Source organism: Mesorhizobium sp. P3_A9 (assembly GCF_056402975.1).
Window position 1 is genome coordinate 22,226 of the sequence record NZ_JBFUGJ010000021.1, and the last position, 19,561, is coordinate 41,786.

Consider the following 19,561-nt stretch of genomic DNA (forward strand, 5'->3'; position numbering starts at 1 on the left):
AGCTAGACTAGGCGATGATGTCTTCTATCAGGGCTTGCAGTGGCGCTCGGAACCGCTGAAACTGTCGATCATGGCCTGAATGACGCGATCTCGTTCAAGGATATCGGCATTGAATGTCAGGCCTGCATGCTCGGCGAGCATCGCGAGGAAGGTGAGCTGGGTTCGGCCGTTGCCTTCGCGAAACGGATGCACGGCATTGATCTCCGCGACGATGTGAGCCGCGTGCCCGGCAAAGCCGACGCTGTCGAGGTCGGCCAAACGGTCGGGATTGCCAAGTTCGCCGAACACCCGCGCCATCTCACTGGCTATGTGTTCGGGATAACAGAACCAACTGCCGGCCTTGCCGATGCGGATCGTGCGCGCCTGACCAGCCCAGCCATATACATCCTGGAACAAGTGCCGGTGCAGGCTGAGGTAGTGAACGTAGTCGAGTTCGCCTGCCGGAAGAGGCTGATCGGCGCGAGTCAGGAACAGGGCGAGCTCGACCTCATCAAGTTCGGCCTGGTCGCGGACGTCCAGCAGATTGATGAGCACCGTCGTGCCGGGATAGCAGAGCGGATCGAACTCGGCGGCGTAGACCAACGTCTATTTCTTTTTGCGAATTTCTTCCTTGATGAGCGAGCGTCGCTCATCCCCGGACAGCCCCTGCTTCACACTATGGCTGAGTACCTTAGCCATGCGGGGCGATAGCTTCAGACCTTCGACTGCGCTGATTTTCTCGCCATGCGCTCTCGTCAACACGAAATGACCAGTCTTGGCCGAACGGCCGATTCTTGAATTAGGAGCCTTCATTCGCAAATCATATCATGGACCCGGAGGGGAAACCAAAACGATTCCAGGCAAGCCGGGCTAACCTCGCAACCTTACCCCTTCCGGATCAAAGAACGGCATCGGCGCCACGACCGCACGCGTCGGCTTGCCGTCGATGTCGACGCTGAGTTCGGTGCCTACAGCGGTGAAGGGCAACCGCAGATGCGCGGTGGCCAGCACCTTGCCGAGGGAATAGCCGTGGTCGCTATAAGTGACGATACCGGCATCCTCGCCATCGGCCAGCACACGCGCATCCGTTGCCGCTGGTTTGTCGCCGTCGAGGATCAGGCCGGTCCAGCGCTCGTCGAGGCCCTTGTCGCGGATCTTGAGCAGCGCTTCGCGGCCGATGAAATCGCCCTTGTCGAACTTGATCCAGCGATCGAGGCCGACATGGAACGGCGTACGGCTCTCGTCCATGTCGATGCCATGCGCCGGATAGGCCTTTTCCAGGCCGAGCGTGAACATTGCCAGCACGCCATAGGGTTTCAGGCCGAAGTCCTTGCCAGCCCGCATCAGCGCATCCCAGACGGAGGCTGCCTCGTCGGCCGGCACGAATAGTTCGAAGCCGAGTTCGCCGGTGACACCGGTGCGGGAGATCAGGACTCGGGTGCCGTTGATCTGGCCTGAGGTGAACGCCCAGCGTTTCAAGCCGTCCAGATCGGCATCCCTGACCAGCACCTTCAGCAGTTCCCGTGAGCGCGGGCCCTGGATGGTCGGGAAGGCAACGGCGGCGGTGATATCGGTGACATAGGCTTTTCGCCCTTCCGAATGGTGCTGCAGCCAGGGCAGCATCTTCAAGCGGTTGACCGAGCCGGTGACCAGCATGAAATGCGCCGGCGCCAGCCGGAACACGGTGAGGTCGTCCATGATGCCGCCGTCCTCGCGGCAGATCGTGGAATAGCGCACCTGGCCCGGTTTCATCGCCGCGGCATCGTTGACGATGACATGGTTGACCAGCGCCTCGGCGTCCGGCCCCTTGATGTCCATCTTGCCCATGGTGCTCAAGTCCTGGACGCCGACATTCTTTCGGGTGTTCAGGTGCTCGTCGGCGATGCCGGAATAGTATTTGGCCGAGATGAAATCGCCGCCGACCCGACCCATGGTCGCGCCGAGCCCGACGATGCTGCTGTAAAAAGGGGAACGCCGCTCAACCAAGAAGGTCTCCATGTTTTATTGCCGTCCCGAGACCGTTTCGAAATTCGCTCTGGCGAGTCATATGATGGTGGTTTCGAGAACCGGCGCGCAGCGGACATTCGAGTCCGTGAGCACCGGAAGCGCAGAAAACGCCTTCAGATGGCCGCGAGAGTAGAGTTTCCAAAACGGTCTCAATTCCCGTAGACGTCGAACGAAAAATATTTGTCGTTGATTTCTTTGTATTTTCCGTTGGCACGCAGCGCGTCTATGGCCGCGTTGAACTTGTCGGTCAGTTCCTTGTTGCCCTTCTGCAGCGCGATGCCGACGCCAGGCCCGTGAATGGCCGGATCTGCGGTCAGCGTGCCAAGCAGCTTGCAGCAGGCGCCGTCGGGCTTCTTCAGCCATTCGGTCAGGATGATCGAGCCGTCCATCATCGCATCGAGGCGGCCATTGGCCATGTCGGTGCGGGCATCATCGCCGGTCGGATAGGCCTTGACGGTCGAGCCGGCGTATTTCTGCTCGGCGAATTTCTGGTGGATGGTGGCGGTCTGCACGCCGAGCGCTTTGCCCTTCAAATCGTCCGGCGAGGTGCCCGCGATGGTCGAATCCTTCGGCACGGCGATGGCCGGCGGCGTCTGGTAGTATTTGTGGGTGAACTCGACCTTCTCGGCCCGTTCAGGCGTGATGGTGATGTTGATAATGGCATCGAACTTGCCGGCCTGCAGYGCSGGAATMGARCCGTCGAAATCCTGCACGATGAATTCGCATTCGGCCTTCATCTCAGCGCACAGCGCCTTGCCGAGATCGATGTCGAAGCCGCCCAGCGTGCCGTCGGAACTGGCGTAGTTGAAGGGCGGATAGGCGCCCTCGGTACCGATCCTGAGCTTCTTGTCCTGGGCGGAAGCGGCACCTGTGGCAAGGGTGAGAGCGACGGAAGCGGCAAGCACGAAACGACTGAAAAGACGCATGTTCCAGATCCCCGTTGAGGACGAGAAGTCTACGGGCTTTCGTGCCTCCGGCGGAGACGGAAGCGACATGTCATGCGSCGATCACGGCGCGGCGGGTGGTCCGCGCCATAGAGGGCGTTAGCCGGCGCGGTGCTTGTCCGTTGCTTCCCGGTCAATGGTGAGATCGCCCGCCGACAGGACAACGCCGAATTTTTGGCTGGCTTCCTCTGAGGTGTAGTACCCCAGCGCCACGTCGCGCAGAACGAGATCGGCATCACGCTCGCGCGGATCGCCATAGCCGCCGCCGCCCGGCGTGCCGACGCGCACGCGGTCGCCGGCCTTCAGCGGGATGTCCTGCTCCTTGGAGAGGTGGGGCGGCACATGTTCCTCGCCGTTGCGGAAGACCGTCACCGTGTTGACCGCGCCATCCCCACCGCCGAGCGCGCCTTGCGGGCCGAAACGGCCGTGATCCATGACGAAAGAGGCGCGGGCATCGCCGCGCAGGATTTCGACCTCGTAGGCGAGGCCGAAACCGCCGCGATGCTTGCCGGCGCCGCCGGAGCCTTCGCGCAAGGCATAGTGGCGATAGAGCACCGGAAAGGCCTGCTCCATGATCTCGACCGGCGGTGATTTTGAAATGCCGATGGTCGAGCAGCCATTGGTCAGGCCGTCATGGCCCGAATTGCCGCCATAGCCGCCGCCGGAGATCTGGTACATGACGTAATCGCGGCCGCGCGCCGGGTCGTTGCCGCCAAGCGCGAAATTGCCGCTGGAACCGGCGGGTGCTGCCGTCACCTTGTCCGGCAATGCCTGCACCATCGCGGCGAACACCGCCTCGGCGATGCGCTGCGAAACCTCCGCGGCGCAGCCTGAAACAGGCCGCGGATACTTCGCGTCAAGGAAGGTGCCTTCCGGCCGCTTGACAATCAGCGGCTCGAAGGCGCCGGCACTGATCGGCACATCCGGAAAGATGTGGCGCATGGCGAGGTAGACCGACGACAAGGTCGTCGCCAGCACGCTGTTCATCGGTCCAGCGCAGGGTTTTGACGAGCCGGTAAAATCGAAGGTCAGTGTATCGCCCTGCTTCTCGACCGCGAGCGCGATGGTCAGCGGCTCGTTGACCACGCCGTCGGAATCGACAAAGGCTTTTGAGCGATAGGTGCCATCGGGAATGGCCGCGATGTTGGCCCGCATCTGTTCGGCGGCGCGGCGGCGCAGTTCGGCGATTGCCTCGACAACGGTTTCGTCCCCGTAACGATCCAGGATTCCATTGAGCCGGTCTTGGCCGATCAGCAGTGCGGCGGCCTGGGCCCTGATATCGCCAATGCGCTGATCGGCGACGCGGATGTTGGAGCAGATGATGGCGTAGATTTCGGGATCAAGCACGCCCTTCTTGAACAGTTTTACCGGCGGCAGCCGCAGGCCTTCCTGTTCGACGGCGGTCGCGGAGGCCGAAAAGCCGCCCGGCACCGAGCCGCCAATGTCGGGCCAGTGACCGGTGTTCGACAGCCAGCAGAAGATTTTGCCGCCCCGGTAGACCGGCATGGCGAACCGCACATCCATCAGATGCGTGCCGCCGAGATAGGGGTCGTTGACGATGTAGATGTCGCCGGGTTCCGGCGCCAGGCAGCGGCCATCGGCGATCATCTCGATCACCGTTCTGGTCGAATACTGCATGACACCGACGAACACCGGCAGCCCTTGGCTACCTTGCGCGATCAGCGAGCCGTCGACGGCCGAATAGATGCCGTCGGAGCGGTCATTGGCCTCGGCGATGACAGGCGAGAAGGCGGCGCGCGAAAAGGTCAGGTCCATCTCGTCGCAGACCTGCTGCAAGGCGGCCTGGAGGACCGAAAGGGTGATGGCGTCGAGCTTTGCCATATCAATGTCCGGCATCTCAGGCCTCGCCAATGTCGATGATGATGTTGCCGTCGGCATCCGAGCGTGCGCGGTCGCCGGGTTCGAGCACGGTGGTGGCATCCATCTGTTCGAGGATCGCCGGGCCTTCGATGACGGCATCGAGCGGCAGTTTTTCGCGCGCATACACCGGCGTGTCGTGCCACTGGCCGGCATACCAGACAGGCCTGATTTCGCGCCGCGCTTCTTCGAGCGTTTTTTCACGCCCTGCCGGATCGATCAGCCGCGACAGGTCGATCGCTGGCCTGACGCCGGTGACCGAAGTGTTGAGGTTGACAAGGTTGGCGCGGATTTCCGGCAGCTCGACCTTGAAGCGGGCAAAATAGGCCTTTTCGAACAGCGCCTGCAGCTCGTTGCGACTCACCGTCGACGACGGCAACGGCACGTTGATGATGTGGGTCTGGCCAACGAACTGCATATCGGCGGAATGGTTGACGCGGATCGTCTCCGGCTTCACCGCTTCCTTTCCAATCAGCTCCTCGCCTTCGTTTCGGTGCCGTTCCAATACCGCGTGAAGCTTGGTTTCATCGAGCACGGCCACCGGCTGGTTGATGGTGTTGACGAAGTCGTGGCGCAGATCGGCAACGACGCAGCCGAGCGCGTTGGTGATGCCTGGACGCGCCGGCACCAGCACCCTGGGCAGGCCAAGTTCGCGGGCGAGCGCTGTGGCATGCAGCGGCCCGGCGCCGCCGAAGGCGAACAGCGCGAAATCGCGGGGGTCATGACCGCGCGACACCGAGACCATGCGGATGGCGCCGGCCATCTTCATGTTGCCGAGCCTGAGCACGGCACCCGCCGCCTCGACGCCGGACAGGCCGGTGACCTTGCCGATCTTCTCCTCGAAGATGCCGGTGACACGCTCTGATGTGACAGGGTTTTCGACGGCCAACAGCTTTTTCGGGGCCAGCCGGCCGAGCACCAGATTGGCGTCGGTGATGGTCGGCTCCAGCCCACCGCGGCCGTAGCAGATCGGGCCGGGATTGGCGCCAGCGCTTTCCGGGCCGATCTGGATCAGGCCGGCCGCATCGACGCGCGCGATAGAGCCGCCGCCGGCGCCAACCGTGTGCACCGCCACCATCGGCACGTGGATGGGCATCGCATATTCGATCTCGATCTCGTTCGATACCGCCGGCTCGGCGTTGCGGATCAGCGCCACGTCGGTCGAGGTGCCGCCCATGTCGTAGGTGACGAGGTTTTCGAAGCCGGCGCGCTTGCCGGTATAAGCGGCGGCGATGACGCCGGAGGCCGGGCCGGACATCACCGTCTTGGCCGACTCACGTGTGACGAAGCGGGCCGAGATCATGCCGCCATTGCCGTTCATGATCAGGAAGTCGCGGGCATAGCCTTTGGCGGCGAGCTCCTTGCGCAGGCGCTCGACATAGCGCTCGAGGATCGGCTGCACCGAAGCGTTGACCGAGGCGGTGACGCCGCGCTCGAATTCACGCGCCTCAGACAGCAGCGCATGGCCTGACGTGATGTAGCTATTCGGCCAGAGCTCGGCGGCGATTTCGGCGGCGCGCCGCTCATGCGATGGGTTGGCGTAGGAATGCAGGAAATGGATGACCAGGGATTCGCAGCCGGCCGCGATCAGCGTCTTTACCGCTTCGCGCATTTCGGCTTCGTCGAGCGGCGTGCGCACCGCACCCGAGGCCTCGACGCGCTCCGACACTTCGAGCCGGAGATTGCGCGGGATGATCGGGACGAAGGTGCCGGTCATGCCATAGGGTTGAGGCCGCGTGCGCCGACCGAGCTCGATCACGTCGCGAAAGCCGCGTGTGGTGATCATGCCGGTCCTAGCCAGCCGGCGCTCCAGCACGGCATTGGTGGTGGTGGTCGTGCCATGGACGATGAGGTCGATGCCGTCGATCGCAAATCCGGTGGCGCCAAGAGCCGAAACCACGCCGAAGGCCTGGTTGTCGACCGTGGTCGGCGTCTTGGCGATATGCACCTTGCCGCCGTCCTTGCCGTCGATCAGAAGCAGGTCGGTGAAGGTTCCGCCGACATCGATGCCGGCAACGACATTTCCCAGGGAATCGCGCGCTTGCGCTGGAAAATTCTCTTTCATCGTCGAAACCCGAAATGCTGAGACTACGGATATGCGTCAGTTTGGAAAGCTGTTTTAAGGTAGCATCTTGACGCAAATATCGTTTGTATACTAATAAATTCCGGACACAAGAGCTTACCGCTTTGGAGTGTGCGAACAGCACGCCGGGACCTGAACGGTCCGGGCGCGCAGGTGAAAGTTTTGCGCCCGCGTCCTCGTTTGGGCCAGAAGGTTGGATTTGATGAACACCACATCCGCTCTCAACACCGCCGGCTCCCGCCCGCTGCAGTTTCCGATTCCGGCCAATGTCTATGCCGAAACCGTCGTCTCGGTGAAGCACTACACCGACCGGCTGTTCTCGTTCCGCATCACCCGTCCGCAGTCGCTGCGTTTCCGCTCCGGCGAGTTCGTCATGATCGGCCTGCCCAATGCAGAGAAGCCGGTCTACCGTGCCTATTCGGTGGCGAGCCCGGCCTGGGACGAAGAGCTGGAATTCTTCTCGATCAAGGTGCCGGACGGCCCGCTGACCTCTGAACTGCAGAAGATTCAGGTCGGCGACACCGTCATCATGCGGCAGAAGTCGACCGGCACGCTGGTGGTCGACGCGCTGACCCCGGCCAAGCGGCTGTTCATGATCTCGACCGGCACCGGCATCGCGCCCTTCGCCAGCCTGCTGCGCGACCCTGACACCTATGAGAAATTCGATCAGCTGATCCTGACCCATACCTGCCGTGACAATGCCGAGCTGACCTATGGCCAGGAATTGGTGGCAGCACTTGAAAGCGACCCGCTGATCGGCGAGCTGACAGCTGGCCGCGTCACGCTTTACAATTCGACGACCCGCGAAGAGTCGGCCTGCATGGGCCGCATCACCGCGCTGATCGGTTCCGGCAAGTTCTATTCCGACCTCGGCCTCGAGAAGCTCAATCCCGAGACCGACCGCATCATGATCTGCGGCTCGATGCATATGCTCAAGGACGTCAAGGAACTCGCCGAGAGCCTCGGCTTCCAGGAAGGCTCGCTCAGCCATCCAGCCACATTCGTGGTCGAGCGCGCCTTCGTCGGCTGAGGTCAGCTGCCCGGACATGCTGCCTTCCAGGTGAATGCCGCAATAGCTCGGGCCACTCCATTCCCAACCGAAAACACGGCAAGCGCGCGCCTGTCGGCGCCCACCCGCCATATCCGATTTCTGGTCAGGCAAGTTTTGCCCCGGAACGGCACCGACGACGTCTGCCGCGTCGACCGGGCCGGCATAGCCGTGGGTGGTTGAGACGCTCCTCGAGCCCTCACCCGGGCGGACCATAGAAGTCACTTTATTGCGATGCAGCATTCAAGGTGGCCTCACGCATCGTTGAATGCCGCAGCGCAACATGACCGACTTGTAACCTGACAGGGCTGGGTCATCGGGACTACTCTCCCGGTGATCGACACGGTCGGTCCTAACCCCCAACCATCCTGAAAAGGCTTGATATTCTTGCCCGCAGGTGGACGGCATCATGACCATTTCCACAACACAGCAAGTCAGGCGAAACCGACCCATGCGTTCTCGGCGTATCGTCCTATTGACCACAATCCTCGTCCTGAGCGGCGGCTACGGACTATGGCGCAACCACGCCGGCGGCGTGGCAAGGGCTGCCACTGCCACTCAATCGGCGCAGCCCGCACCCAAGATCCCGGTCACCGTGGCCACCGTGCAAAAAACCGACTTCCCGCTTTACCTCTACGGACTCGGAACGGTGACGCCGCTGAACAATGTCAGCATCTCGAGCCGTGTCGCCGGTGTCGTCACCCAGGTTCCGGTCGAGGAGGGGCAGATGGTCAAGCAGGGCGACCTGCTCGCCGTGATCGACCCCCGCCCCTATCAGGCGGTGCTCGACCAGGCGAAAGCCAAGGAGGCGCAGGACCAAGCGACGCTCAGGAATGCGCAGGTCGTTCTCGACCGTCTTTCCACGCTCCTGAAAAAGACCTTCGAAACGCAGCAGGACGTCGATAACCAGCAGGCTGTGGTCAACTCCACCGCCGCCACGATCGAGGGCGACAAGGCCGCTATCGAGGCGGCGCAACTCAACCTGGATTTTACCAGCATCACGGCGCCGCTGACCGGCAAGACGAGCTTCCGCACCATCGACCCCGGCAACATCGTGCAGATTGGTCAAAGCCCCGGGCTTTTCACGGTCGTGCAGCTTCAGCCTATCTATGTGTCGTTCACGGAACCGCAGGACAACGTTCCGACCATCAACAAGGTTTTCGCTTCTGGCCCGGTTTCGATCGACACGCTGGGCGCGGATATGAAGACCGTGCTGGCAAGCGGCAAACTGGAGGCAGTCCAGAACGCAGTCGACCAGGCTTCCGGCACGATTTCGCTCAGGGCGACATTCGCAAACCAGGACGATGCGTTGTGGCCGGGCCTGTCCGTCAACACACGCATACATATCGGCACGATGGCAGGCGCGATCGTGGTGCCGGACGAAGCCGTCCAGCATGGCCCTGACGGGCTCTTCGCCTATGTCGTCGGCGACGATGGCAAGGTCCGTCGTCAGACCGTCAAGACGGGTCCTTCGGACGGCGGCGAAACGGTCGTCACAGACGGCCTCGGCCAGGGGCAACGTGTCGTGGTTGGCGGCCAGTACCGCGTGGTTGACGGTGCAAGCGTCGATCCGACGCCAGCTCCAGGCGCCGGGCAGGTGCAGAACGGCGCTGCCGGAGGTGCAAGCTGATGGCATCGATCGGTGTTTCCACGCCTTTCATCAGGTATCCCGTAGCCACGTCGCTGTTGATGATCGGCGTGCTGTTCGTCGGCGTGGTCGCTTATCTCAACCTGCCGGTCGCGGCGATGCCGAATGTCGACTTCCCGACGATCCAGGTGTCGACCAGCCTGCCGGGCGCCGACCCGATCACCATAGCGTCGTCGGTGACCCAGCCGCTCGAGACGCAGTTCGCGCAGGTTCCCGGCGTTGCCGAAATGACGTCGAGCAGCCTGTCGGGTTCCAGCCAGATCACCCTGCAATTCGCTCTCGACGTCGACATCGCATCGGCCGCCGGGCTGGTGCAGTCGGCCATCAATGCCGCCGGTGGACAGCTGCCGAAGAACCTTCCCAATCCGCCCACCTACAGGGAGGTCAACCCGACCGATTCGCCGATCATGCTGATTGGCGCGAGTTCGACCGACTTGCCGCTGACGACGTTGAGCGACGACGTCTACACCAAGCTCGCGCAGGTGATCAGCCATGTCGACGGCGTCGGCCAGGTGCTGGTCGGCGGCCAGCAGACACCGTCGATCCGTGTCCAGCTCGATCCGGCCAAGCTGGCGGCAAGGGGCCTGTCGCTGGAGGCGGTGCGCACCCCGCTGTCGATCGGCACGGTGGACCTGCCCAAGGGCAACATCCAGGGCGAAGTGCGCTCCTTCACCATCTTCTCCAATGACCAGATGACCGCCGCCGATGACTGGAACAACGCCATCATCGCCTATCGCGACGGAGCCCCGGTGCGGGTCAGGGATGTCGGCCGGGCCGTGCTCGACGCGCAGGACTACACCCAGGCCGGTTGGACCGACACGACGCGCGGCGTCGTCCTCGTCATTTTCAAGGAGCCCGGCGCCAACATCATCGACACGGTCGACAAGATCAAGGCGGAGCTGCCGATGCTGACCGCCTCGATGCCGGCTTCGCTGAAGCTGCAGGTGCTTTCCGACCGGACGCAGACCATCCGCGCCTCGGTGGCCGACGTGCAGTTCACGCTGATGCTCACCATCGGAATGGTGGTGATGGTGATCTTCCTGTTCCTGCGCAACGTCTGGGCAACGGCGATCCCGGCCTTCACCGTGCCGCTGGCGCTGCTTGGCGCATGCGCCCTGATGTGGTCCGCCGGTTACAGCATCGACAATCTGTCGCTGATGGCATTGACGATCTCGATCGGCTTCGTCGTCGACGACGCCATCGTCATGCTGGAGAACATCGTCCGTTATATCGAGCACGGCGAGAAACCGATGGATGCCGCGATCCGCGGCGCCAGCGAGATTGGCTTCACCATCATGTCGATCTCGATTTCGCTGGTGGCCGTGCTGATCCCGCTGCTCTTGATGAGCGGCATTATCGGCCGCCTGTTCAAGGAGTTCGCGGTGACGCTAGCCATGACCATCCTGGTTTCGGCCTGTGTTTCGCTGACGCTGACGCCGATGCTGGCTTCGCGTTTCATCAAGCCGGCCAACGAGGAGCATCACGGCAGGCTCTACCGGTGGAGCGAAAGCGTCTTCGACGGCATGCTGCGCGCCTATGAGCGCGGCCTCGACCGGGCGCTTGGGCATCGTTTCATCACGCTGCTGGTGTTCCTGACCTGCGTCGGGCTTACCGGCTATTTCTTCACCCTGGTTCCAAGCGGCTTCTTCCCGCAGCAGGACACCGGCCTGATTTTCGGCCAGGTGATCGCAGGCCAGGATGTCTCCACCGGCCAGATGCAGTCCTACATGGCGCAATTTGCCGGGATCGTTTCCAAGGATCCCGCGGTGGCGCATTTCGCGGCATCGACGGGCGGCAGCGGCAACACGCAGAACACCGGCCGCATGTTCATCCAGTTGAAGCCACGCGACGAGCGCGATGTTTCGGCCGACCAGATCATCCGGCGATTGCAGCCGAAGCTCTCGGTCGTCCAGGGCGCGCGCCTGTTCATGCAGGCCTCGCAGGACGTGCGCGTCGGCGCCAGGCTGTCGGCGTCGCAATATCAGTACGTGCTGGAAAGCAGCGACCTCGACACGCTAGACGACTGGGCGCCCAAGCTGTTGACGGCTTTGCAGCGCCTGCCCGAATTGCGCGACGTCTCGACCGACCAGATGAGCTCCGGCACGACGCTGACGCTGCAGGTCGATCGCGACCAGGCCGCCCGCTACGGCCTGACGGCGAACGATGTCGACAACACGCTCAACGACGCCTTCGGCCAGCGCCAGGTCGCCCAGTACTTCACGCAGCTTTCGACCTATGACGTGATCCTGGAGGTGCTGCCGTCGCTGCGCGGCAACCTCAAGGCGCTCGACCAGATCTATCTGACGACGTCGAGCGGTTCGCAGGTGCCGCTCTCGGCCATCGCCAAATGGACGACGAAGCCCGTACAGCCGCTGGTGATCAACCATGAAGGCCAGTTTCCCTCAGTGACGATCAGCTTCAACCTGGCGCCCAACGTAGCACTCGGCCAGGCCACCGCCGCGATCGACAGGGCCGCCGCCGAGATGCGGCTGCCGGCGACCATCCAGACCAATTACACGGGAACGGCGCAGGCCTTCCAGCAGTCGCTGTCTTCGGTGCCGGTGCTCATCCTCGGCGCCCTGGTCGTGGTCTATCTGATCCTCGGCATCCTCTACGAAAGCTACGTCCACCCGCTGACCATTCTCTCCACGCTGCCCTCCGCCGGGCTTGGCGCGCTGGGCACGCTGCTCGTCTTCCATATGGAGTTCAACCTGATCGGCCTGATCGGCATCATCCTGCTGATCGGCATCGTCAAGAAGAACGGCATCATGATGGTCGACTTCGCCATCGCGGCGGAGCGGGACCAGCATCTCAGCTCGCTGGAATCGATCCGCCAGGCCTGCCTGCTGCGGTTCCGGCCGATCATGATGACCACCATGGTTTCCATGCTGGGTGCGCTGCCGCTGATGCTGGAGAACGGCACCGGGGCGGAAATCCGCCAGCCGCTTGGTTACACGATGTTCGGCGGGCTGCTTATCAGCCAGGCGCTGACGCTTTTCACCACGCCGGTGATCTATCTCTACCTCGACGACCTTTCTCATTGGCTCACCTCATTTCGCAAGCATGAGCAGGATGACAGTGAACCCGAACACATCGAGGCTGAAATCGGCCCGCCTGGGCGTAAGCTGGCGGCCGAGTAGGCTGCCTCAACGCTTAAGGTCCGCATCAGACAGGACAGGCTTGTGGCCTCGACCGAAACGATCGTGTAAGTATCGCCCTAAAGCGCGTCGCGTCGAAACGGATTCGTGCAACGCGCTTTAGGTTTTTGTTTTTATGCATGTCGTTCCCCCAAAACCGAGGTCACTTTTGGGCGACATGCATTGAACGAGAAAGGGCAGGAAATGAGCAACACGATCCGCGAAGCCGAGCCTGGCACCAGCGCGTCCAAGGTGACGCCGCTGCCGGCCCGCGCCGCCGCCAACACCCCCGTGGCGCTGGACCACCGCATCGCGCGCAATCCCGGCATGAAGCTTGATCTCGGCTTCATGGAATCGGTGCGCAGCGTCAACCGCTCGGCGCTGGAGCGCCGTGTCGCCAGCCTGACCAAGCGGCGCTCGATCAAGGCCGACAACCAGGCGGCCTGGCTGCTGCGCGCYGTCGCCTGCATGGAYCTGACGACGCTGAATTCCAACGACACCGARGAGCGCGTGCGCCGGCTCTGCGCCAAGGCGATCAACCCGTTCCGCCGCGACATCGTCGAGGGCCTCGGCATTGCGGGCGAAACCATCCGCCCAGCGGCGGTCTGTGTCTACCATCCCTTCGTCGCCACGGCCGTGGACGCCGTGCGCGGCACCGGCATTCATGTCGCTGCCGTCTCCACCGCCTTTCCGCATGGCCTGGCACCCTTGTCGACCCGTCTGCAGGAGATCGAGGCCTCGGTGCGCGATGGCGCCGACGAGATCGACGTCGTCATTCCGCGCGGCCTGGTCTTCGGCGCCAAATGGCGGGAGCTCTACAATGAGATCGTCTCGATGCGCGCCGCCTGCGGTGACGCGCATCTGAAGGTCATCCTCGGCACCGGCGACCTCGCCACTTTGCGCAATGTCATGCTGGCCTCGATGGTGGCGATGATGGCCGGCGCCGACTTCATCAAGACCTCGACCGGCAAGGAAAGCGTCAACGCCACGCTGCCCGTTGGCCTGGCCATGGTGCGCGCCATCAGGGCTTATTTCGAGGAAACCGGCTATCTCATCGGCTTCAAGCCGGCCGGCGGCATCTCCACCGCAAAAGCCTCGCTCGACTGGCTGGTGCTGATGAAGGAGGAGCTCGGCCGTCCCTGGTTGGAGCCCGAGCTGTTCCGCTTCGGCGCGTCCAGCCTGTTGACCGACATCGAGCGCCAGCTCGAGCACCATTTGACCGGGCACTATTCGGCCAATCACCGCCACGCAATGGCTTGAGCACCCACCCCGATCGGCTAGGCCGATCGACCCTTCCCGCGAAGGGGAAGGGTGAAGGAGGCACCCCATGAACATTCTCGACCGCTATCACGCCATGGAATACGGCCCGGCGCCGGAAGCCCGCAACGAGGCCGATGCGTGGCTTGCCGCGCGCGATTTCGGCAAGGCGCTGTTCATCGACGGCGGCTGGAAAGCCGCCACCGGCGGCAAGACTTTCGACACCAGCGAGCCGTCTTCCGGCAAGTTGCTGGCCAAGGTGTCCGACGCCAGTGCGGCTGATATCGACGCGGCGGTTGCGGCCGCCGCCAAGGCGCTGCCTAAATGGGCGGCGTCCTCGGGCTATCAGCGCGCCAAAGTGCTCTATGCGATCGGCCGTGCCATGCAGCGGCACCAGCGCCTGTTCGCGGTGCTGGAATCGATCGACAACGGCAAACCGATCCGCGAAAGCCGCGACATCGACGTGCCSTTGGCSATCCGCCATTTCATCCAYCACGCCGGCTGGGCGCAGGCTCTGGACAAGGATTTCCCCGGCCACAAGGGCGTTGGCGTCGTCGGTCAGATCATTCCGTGGAATTTCCCGCTGCTGATGCTGGCCTGGAAGATCGCGCCGGCGCTTGCCGCCGGCTGCACCGTGGTGCTGAAGCCAGCCGAATTCACGCCGCTGACCGCCATCCTGTTCGCCGAAATCTGCGAACGCGCCGGCGTGCCGAAGGGCGTCGTCAACATTGTTCACGGCGGACCGGAAGCAGGTGCCGCCATCGTCAACCATGCCGGCATCCAGAAGATCGCCTTCACCGGCTCGTCCGAGGTGGGCAAGATCATCCGCAAGGCAACCGCCGGGTCGGGCAAGAAACTGTCGCTGGAGCTTGGCGGCAAATCGGCCTTCATCGTTTTCGAAGACGCCGATCTCGACAGCGCCGTCGAGGGTCTGGTCGACGGCATCTGGTTCAACCAGGGSCAGGTCTGCTGCGCCGGYTCRCGSCTTYTGGTGCAGGAAGGCATYGCCGAWGCCTTSATCGCCAAGGTCAAGACGCGGATGAGCCGRYTGCGYGTCGGCAGCCCGCTCGACAAGAACACCGATATCGGCCCGCTGGTCGACATCAGCCAGCTCGACCGCGTCAAGGGTCTGGTTGCCGAAGGCGCCAAGCAGGGCGCCGTTTGCTGGCAGCCTGATGCGGTGCTGCCGTCCACCGGCTATTACCATCTGCCGACGCTCGCCACTGGTGTTTCGCCGGCTAACATACTGGCCCAAGAAGAAGTTTTCGGACCGGTTCTGGCGACCATGACCTTCCGCAACACCGAGGAAGCGATCGAGCTCGCCAACAACACCCGCTACGGCCTCGCGGCGAGCGTATGGAGCGAGAATATCAACCTCGCTTTGCATGTCGCGCCGCAGCTGAAGGCCGGCGTCGTCTGGGTCAACGGCACTAACATGTTCGACGCCGCCTGCGGTTTTGGCGGTTATCGCGAAAGCGGGTTCGGCCGCGAGGGCGGGCGCGAAGGCATGTTCGAATATCTCACGGCAAAACTGCCGCTCGGCCCGGTCATCAAGCCGGCGACGCTCTCGGCGCAACCGGTCGAGCAGGCCGATGGCGGGGCCATCGACCGCACGGCAAAACTGTTCATCGGCGGCAAGCAGGTGCGTCCGGACGGCAATTATTCACTCGCCGTCGCCACCGCCAAGGGCAAGCTGGCCGGCGAAGTCGGGCTCGGCAGCCGCAAGGATATCCGTGACGCTGTCGCGGCCGCCCGCGCCTGCAAGGGCTGGCCGGAGGCGACCGCCTACAACCGCTCTCAGGTGCTTTATTATCTGGCGGAGAACCTTTCGGGCCGTGCCGACGAGTTTGCCGCCCGTCTGACCGAACTGACCGGTGCTACGCCCAAGGCCGCGCGGGAAGAAGTTGACCAATCGATCGAACGGCTGTTCCTCTATGCCGGCCTTGCCGACAAGTTCGAGGGCCGCGTGCACCAGCCACCGGCCCGTGCCGTSACGCTGGCGCTGCATGAGCCGGTCGGGGTCGTAGGCGTCGTCGCACCGGACGCGTCGCCGCTGCTTGGCCTGATCTCGCTCATCGCGCCGGCGCTTACCATGGGCAACACCGTGGTCGCGGTGCCATCCGAACGCTATCCGCTGCTCGCCACAGATCTCTACCAGGTGATCGAATATTCCGACGTTCCGGCCGGCGCCATCAACATCGTCACCGGCCACACGGCGGAGCTTGCCGGCGTGCTGGCCAAGCATGACGATGTCGATGGTCTCTGGATATTCGCCGATGCCGACACCTGCGCCAAGGCGGAAGCCGACTCCATCGGCAACCTCAAGCGCGTCTGGAGCGGCAATGGCCGCAGCCTCGACTGGGCATCCGACGAAGCGGCTGGCGATGCCTTCCTGCGCCGCGCCGTCGAGGTCAAGAACGTCTGGGTGCCTTACGGAGATTGATTGATACTGCCAGCAATGAGCCCATTTTGCTGCAATACGCATGAACCCGTGTGGCGACGCGACTCATTGTCCGGTTGTCATACATGTCGTTGCACAGGGCAAGCGATATGCATTACATCTGACGTCGCGAAGGTGATCGTGTTCGGGCTTGACGCCCGGACGCATGTTCTTTAACGAGAAAAAACATCTTTATCTGTGAACTGGCTGCGACACAGGCCGCACAATCGAGCCTGGCTGGCACATGACGCCTTCGCCGGCCACCGATAAAGGCAGTTGACCCAAGCAGGCGAGGAAAAGACATGGCGGATCTGGCAGGCAAGGTCGTTGTCATCACGGCAGCGGCGCAAGGCATCGGCAAGGCGAGCGCGCTGGCCTTCGCCAAGGCTGGAGCCACCGTCTACGCCACCGACATCAACGAGACGCTGCTTGCCGAACTCGCCAAGACGTCCGGGATCAAGACTCGCAAGCTGGATGTGCTGAACGACGAGGCGGTCAATGCCGCCTTTGCCGAGATTGGCCGCGTCGAYGTGCTGTTCAAYTGCGCCGGYTTYGTTCATTCCGGCTCGATCCTCGASATGAAGGACGCCGAYCTCGATTTYGCYTTCAACCTCAATGTCCGCGCCATGATCCGTACGGTACGTGCGGTGCTGCCCGGCATGCTGGAGCGYGGTGACGGCTCGATCATCAACATGTCGTCGGTCGCCGGCGCCGGCAAAGGCGTGCCGAACCGCTTCGCCTATGGCGTCACCAAGGCCGCGGTGATCGGCCTGACCAAGGCGATTGCCGCCGACTATGTCGGCAAGGGCATCCGCTGCAACGCCATCTGCCCCGGAACGGTCGAGAGCCCGTCGCTGCAGGACCGCATGCATGCGCAAGGCGACTACGAAGCGGCACGGGCCGCCTTCATCGCCCGCCAGCCGATGGGCAGGCTCGGCACGCCTGAAGAAATCGCCGATCTCGCCGTCTATCTGGCCGGCGCCACCTATACGTCCGGACAGGCCTATAATATCGACGGCGGCTGGTCGATCTGAACCAATCTGACTGAGGAGAGCATTCTATGAAACTGCTGCGCTATGGCGAAGTCGGGAGCGAACGTCCCGGCCTGCTCGATGCGGATGGAACGATCCGCGATCTCTCCGCCCATGTCGCCGACATTGCCGGCACGGTGCTTCATCCGGCCTCGCTGGAGATGCTGGGCAAGCTCGATCCGAAATCTCTGCCGGCGGTTTCCGGCAAGCCGCGCCTCGGCGCCTGCGTCGCCGGCACCGGCAAGTTCATCTGTATCGGCCTCAACTATTCCGACCACGCCGCCGAAACCGGCGCCACCGTGCCGCCGGAGCCGATCATCTTCATGAAGGCAAGCTCGGCCATTGTCGGCCCGGACGATGACGTGCTGATCCCACGCGGCTCCGAGAAGACCGACTGGGAAGTCGAGCTCGCCGTGGTCATCGGCAAGACGGCAAAGTATGTCAGCGAGGCCGACGCGCTCGATTATGTCGCCGGCTATGCCGTTGCCCACGACGTCTCCGAGCGCGCCTTCCAGGCCGAGCGCCAGGGCCAGTGGACCAAGGGCAAGAGCTGCGACACGTTCGGCCCGACCGGCCCCTGGCTGGTGACCAAGGACGAAGTGGCCGATCCGCAGAACCTCAAAATGTGGCTGACCGTCAACGGCAAGACCATGCAGAACGGCTCGACCAAGACCATGGTCTACGGCGTCGCCTTCCTGGTCTCCTATCTCAGCCAGTTCATGTCGCTGCACCCCGGCGACATCATCTCCACCGGCACCCCGCCCGGCGTTGGCCTCGGCATGAAGCCGCCGGTGTTCTTGAAGGCCGGCGATGTGGTGGAACTGGGCATCGAGGGACTCGGCCAGCAGAAGCAGACGTTTAGGGCTGACGTGTAAACTGCGGAATTCCGTCGCTGCAGCCCTACGAAGTCCCCCTCATCCGGCCGCTTCGCGGCCACCTTCTCCCCAAGGGGAGAAGAGGCTGGCGCCAGCGCTCGTAATCTCCTCTCCCCTCGGGGAGAGGTCAGCCGAGCGAAGCGGAGGCTGGGTGAGGGGGAGTTGCTCCAGAACTACTTCAGCACCTTCCCATCCGCGCCAAACCGATAGGTCTTCGCCGGATCGGGCGTTGCGTAGAGCGTCGCACCAGGCTCCGCATCATACACCCCGAAAATCCGAACCGTAATCAGCCCGGCCTTCTCGCAGTCGAGATACAGATTGGTGTCGGCGCCGAGATGCTCTGCATGGACCACGGTCCCTTTCCAAGCGCCCGACTTCGGATCGACGGTCAGATGTTCCGGCCGCACGCCGATGGTCTTGGCGGTCTCGCCAAGCCGGGCGCCATCGATGAAATTCATCTTGGGCGAGCCGATGAAGCCGGCGACGAACTCGTTTGCCGGCGAATTGTAAAGTTCCATCGGACCGCCGATCTGCTCGATTTGACCGGCGTTGAGCACGACGATCTTGTCGGCCAGCGTCATCGCCTCGACCTGGTCGTGGGTGACGTAGATCATCGTTGCCTTCAGCCGCCGGTGCAGCTGCGCGATCTCCAGCCGCGTGTTGACGCGCAGTGCGGCATCAAGGTTCGACAGCGGCTCGTCGAACAGGAACAGTTTTGGCTCGCGCACCACGGCGCGGCCGATGGCGACGCGCTGGCGCTGCCCGCCGGAGAGTTCGGCCGGGCGCCGCTCCAGATAAGGCTCCAGCGACAGCATCGAGGAGGCGATGCCGATGCGGCGTTCGATCTCGGCCGCCGGCGTGCCGGCCTGCTTGAGGCCGAGGCCCATATTGTTCTTCACCGTCAGATGCGGATAGAGCGCATAGGTCTGGAACACCATGGCGATGCCGCGCTTGGCCGGCGGCGTGGCCGAGACATCGGCACCGTCGATGACGACCCGGCCCGAGGTCGAATCCTCGAGCCCGGCAATGACCCTGAGCAAGGTCGACTTGCCGCAGCCCGAAGGGCCAACGAAGACGACGAATTCGCCGTCCGTCACTTCGAGGTTGATGCCCTTCAGCACCTCGACCGGCCCGAAGGCCTTCTTCACATTCTCGATCTTCAGCGAGCCCACAATATTTGTTCCTAGCTCTAGAGTTTGACGGCACCGCCGCTGCGCACGCTCTCGTCGGCGGC

The 19,561-nt window shown here is 63.2% G+C and carries 13 protein-coding genes; 7 read left to right on the forward strand and 6 right to left on the reverse strand.

Annotated features, from left to right (window positions below):
* Positions 1 to 27 precede the first annotated feature (27 nt).
* The 5 genes from AC1DX0_RS06115 to AC1DX0_RS06135 all read right to left on the reverse strand — a co-directional run bounded on the left by AC1DX0_RS06115 (position 28) and on the right by AC1DX0_RS06135 (position 6,873).
* On the reverse strand, positions 28 to 582 hold the full coding sequence (locus AC1DX0_RS06115; protein ID WP_477218908.1) for a Fic/DOC family protein: 555 nt from the start codon (positions 580 to 582) through the stop codon (positions 28 to 30).
* A gap of 267 nt (positions 583 to 849) precedes the next feature.
* Positions 850 to 1,965, reverse strand: a complete 1,116-nt coding sequence (locus AC1DX0_RS06120; protein ID WP_477218909.1) for an aminomethyl transferase family protein — start codon at positions 1,963 to 1,965, stop codon at positions 850 to 852.
* 170 nt (positions 1,966 to 2,135) lie between these two features.
* Entirely contained in the window at positions 2,136 to 2,912 is a 777-nt protein-coding gene (locus tag AC1DX0_RS06125; RefSeq protein WP_477218910.1) for an ABC transporter substrate-binding protein, read from the reverse strand.
* Positions 2,913 to 3,029: 117 nt separating this feature from the next.
* Positions 3,030 to 4,772 (reverse strand): hydantoinase B/oxoprolinase family protein, encoded by a 1,743-nt coding sequence (locus AC1DX0_RS06130; protein WP_477219113.1) that lies wholly within the window; start codon positions 4,770 to 4,772, stop codon positions 3,030 to 3,032.
* Positions 4,773 to 4,788: 16 nt separating this feature from the next.
* Positions 4,789 to 6,873: a hydantoinase/oxoprolinase family protein gene (locus AC1DX0_RS06135; RefSeq protein WP_477218911.1), complete on the reverse strand. Its 2,085-nt coding sequence runs from the start codon at positions 6,871 to 6,873 to the stop codon at positions 4,789 to 4,791.
* A 220-nt stretch (positions 6,874 to 7,093) separates the two neighbouring features.
* On the opposite strand from AC1DX0_RS06135, the gene AC1DX0_RS06140 reads away from it, so the two are divergent.
* The 7 genes from AC1DX0_RS06140 (at position 7,094) to AC1DX0_RS06170 (ending at position 18,327) form a co-directional block, all read left to right on the forward strand.
* Positions 7,094 to 7,921, forward strand: coding sequence for a ferredoxin--NADP reductase (locus AC1DX0_RS06140; protein ID WP_477218912.1), 828 nt, complete (start codon positions 7,094 to 7,096; stop codon positions 7,919 to 7,921).
* 469 nt (positions 7,922 to 8,390) lie between these two features.
* The gene (locus AC1DX0_RS06145; RefSeq protein ID WP_477218913.1) at positions 8,391 to 9,569 is read left to right on the forward strand and encodes an efflux RND transporter periplasmic adaptor subunit; all 1,179 of its coding nucleotides are present in this window, start codon (positions 8,391 to 8,393) and stop codon (positions 9,567 to 9,569) included.
* Positions 9,569 to 12,727 (forward strand): efflux RND transporter permease subunit, encoded by a 3,159-nt coding sequence (locus AC1DX0_RS06150; protein ID WP_477218914.1) that lies wholly within the window; start codon positions 9,569 to 9,571, stop codon positions 12,725 to 12,727. Before AC1DX0_RS06145 ends, AC1DX0_RS06150 begins: the two co-directional genes overlap by 1 nt.
* A 201-nt stretch (positions 12,728 to 12,928) precedes the next feature.
* Positions 12,929 to 13,984, forward strand: a complete 1,056-nt coding sequence (gene deoC / locus AC1DX0_RS06155; protein WP_095202953.1) for a deoxyribose-phosphate aldolase — start codon at positions 12,929 to 12,931, stop codon at positions 13,982 to 13,984.
* 67 nt (positions 13,985 to 14,051) lie between these two features.
* Complete coding sequence (locus tag AC1DX0_RS06160) at positions 14,052 to 16,424, forward strand: aldehyde dehydrogenase family protein (RefSeq protein WP_477354650.1); 2,373 nt, start codon at positions 14,052 to 14,054, stop codon at positions 16,422 to 16,424.
* A 299-nt stretch (positions 16,425 to 16,723) separates the two neighbouring features.
* Positions 16,724 to 17,455 carry an SDR family oxidoreductase gene (locus AC1DX0_RS06165; protein WP_477354652.1) on the forward strand — a complete coding sequence of 244 codons (732 nt, stop codon included), beginning with the start codon at positions 16,724 to 16,726 and terminating at the stop codon, positions 17,453 to 17,455.
* Between the two features lie 26 nt (positions 17,456 to 17,481).
* Positions 17,482 to 18,327, forward strand: coding sequence for a fumarylacetoacetate hydrolase family protein (locus tag AC1DX0_RS06170; RefSeq protein WP_477218917.1), 846 nt, complete (start codon positions 17,482 to 17,484; stop codon positions 18,325 to 18,327).
* Between the two features lie 173 nt (positions 18,328 to 18,500).
* Here the strand turns inward: AC1DX0_RS06170 and AC1DX0_RS06175 are convergent, their stop codons facing one another.
* Positions 18,501 to 19,499, reverse strand: a complete 999-nt coding sequence (locus tag AC1DX0_RS06175) for an ABC transporter ATP-binding protein (protein WP_477218918.1) — start codon at positions 19,497 to 19,499, stop codon at positions 18,501 to 18,503.
* Positions 19,500 to 19,561 lie beyond the last annotated feature (62 nt).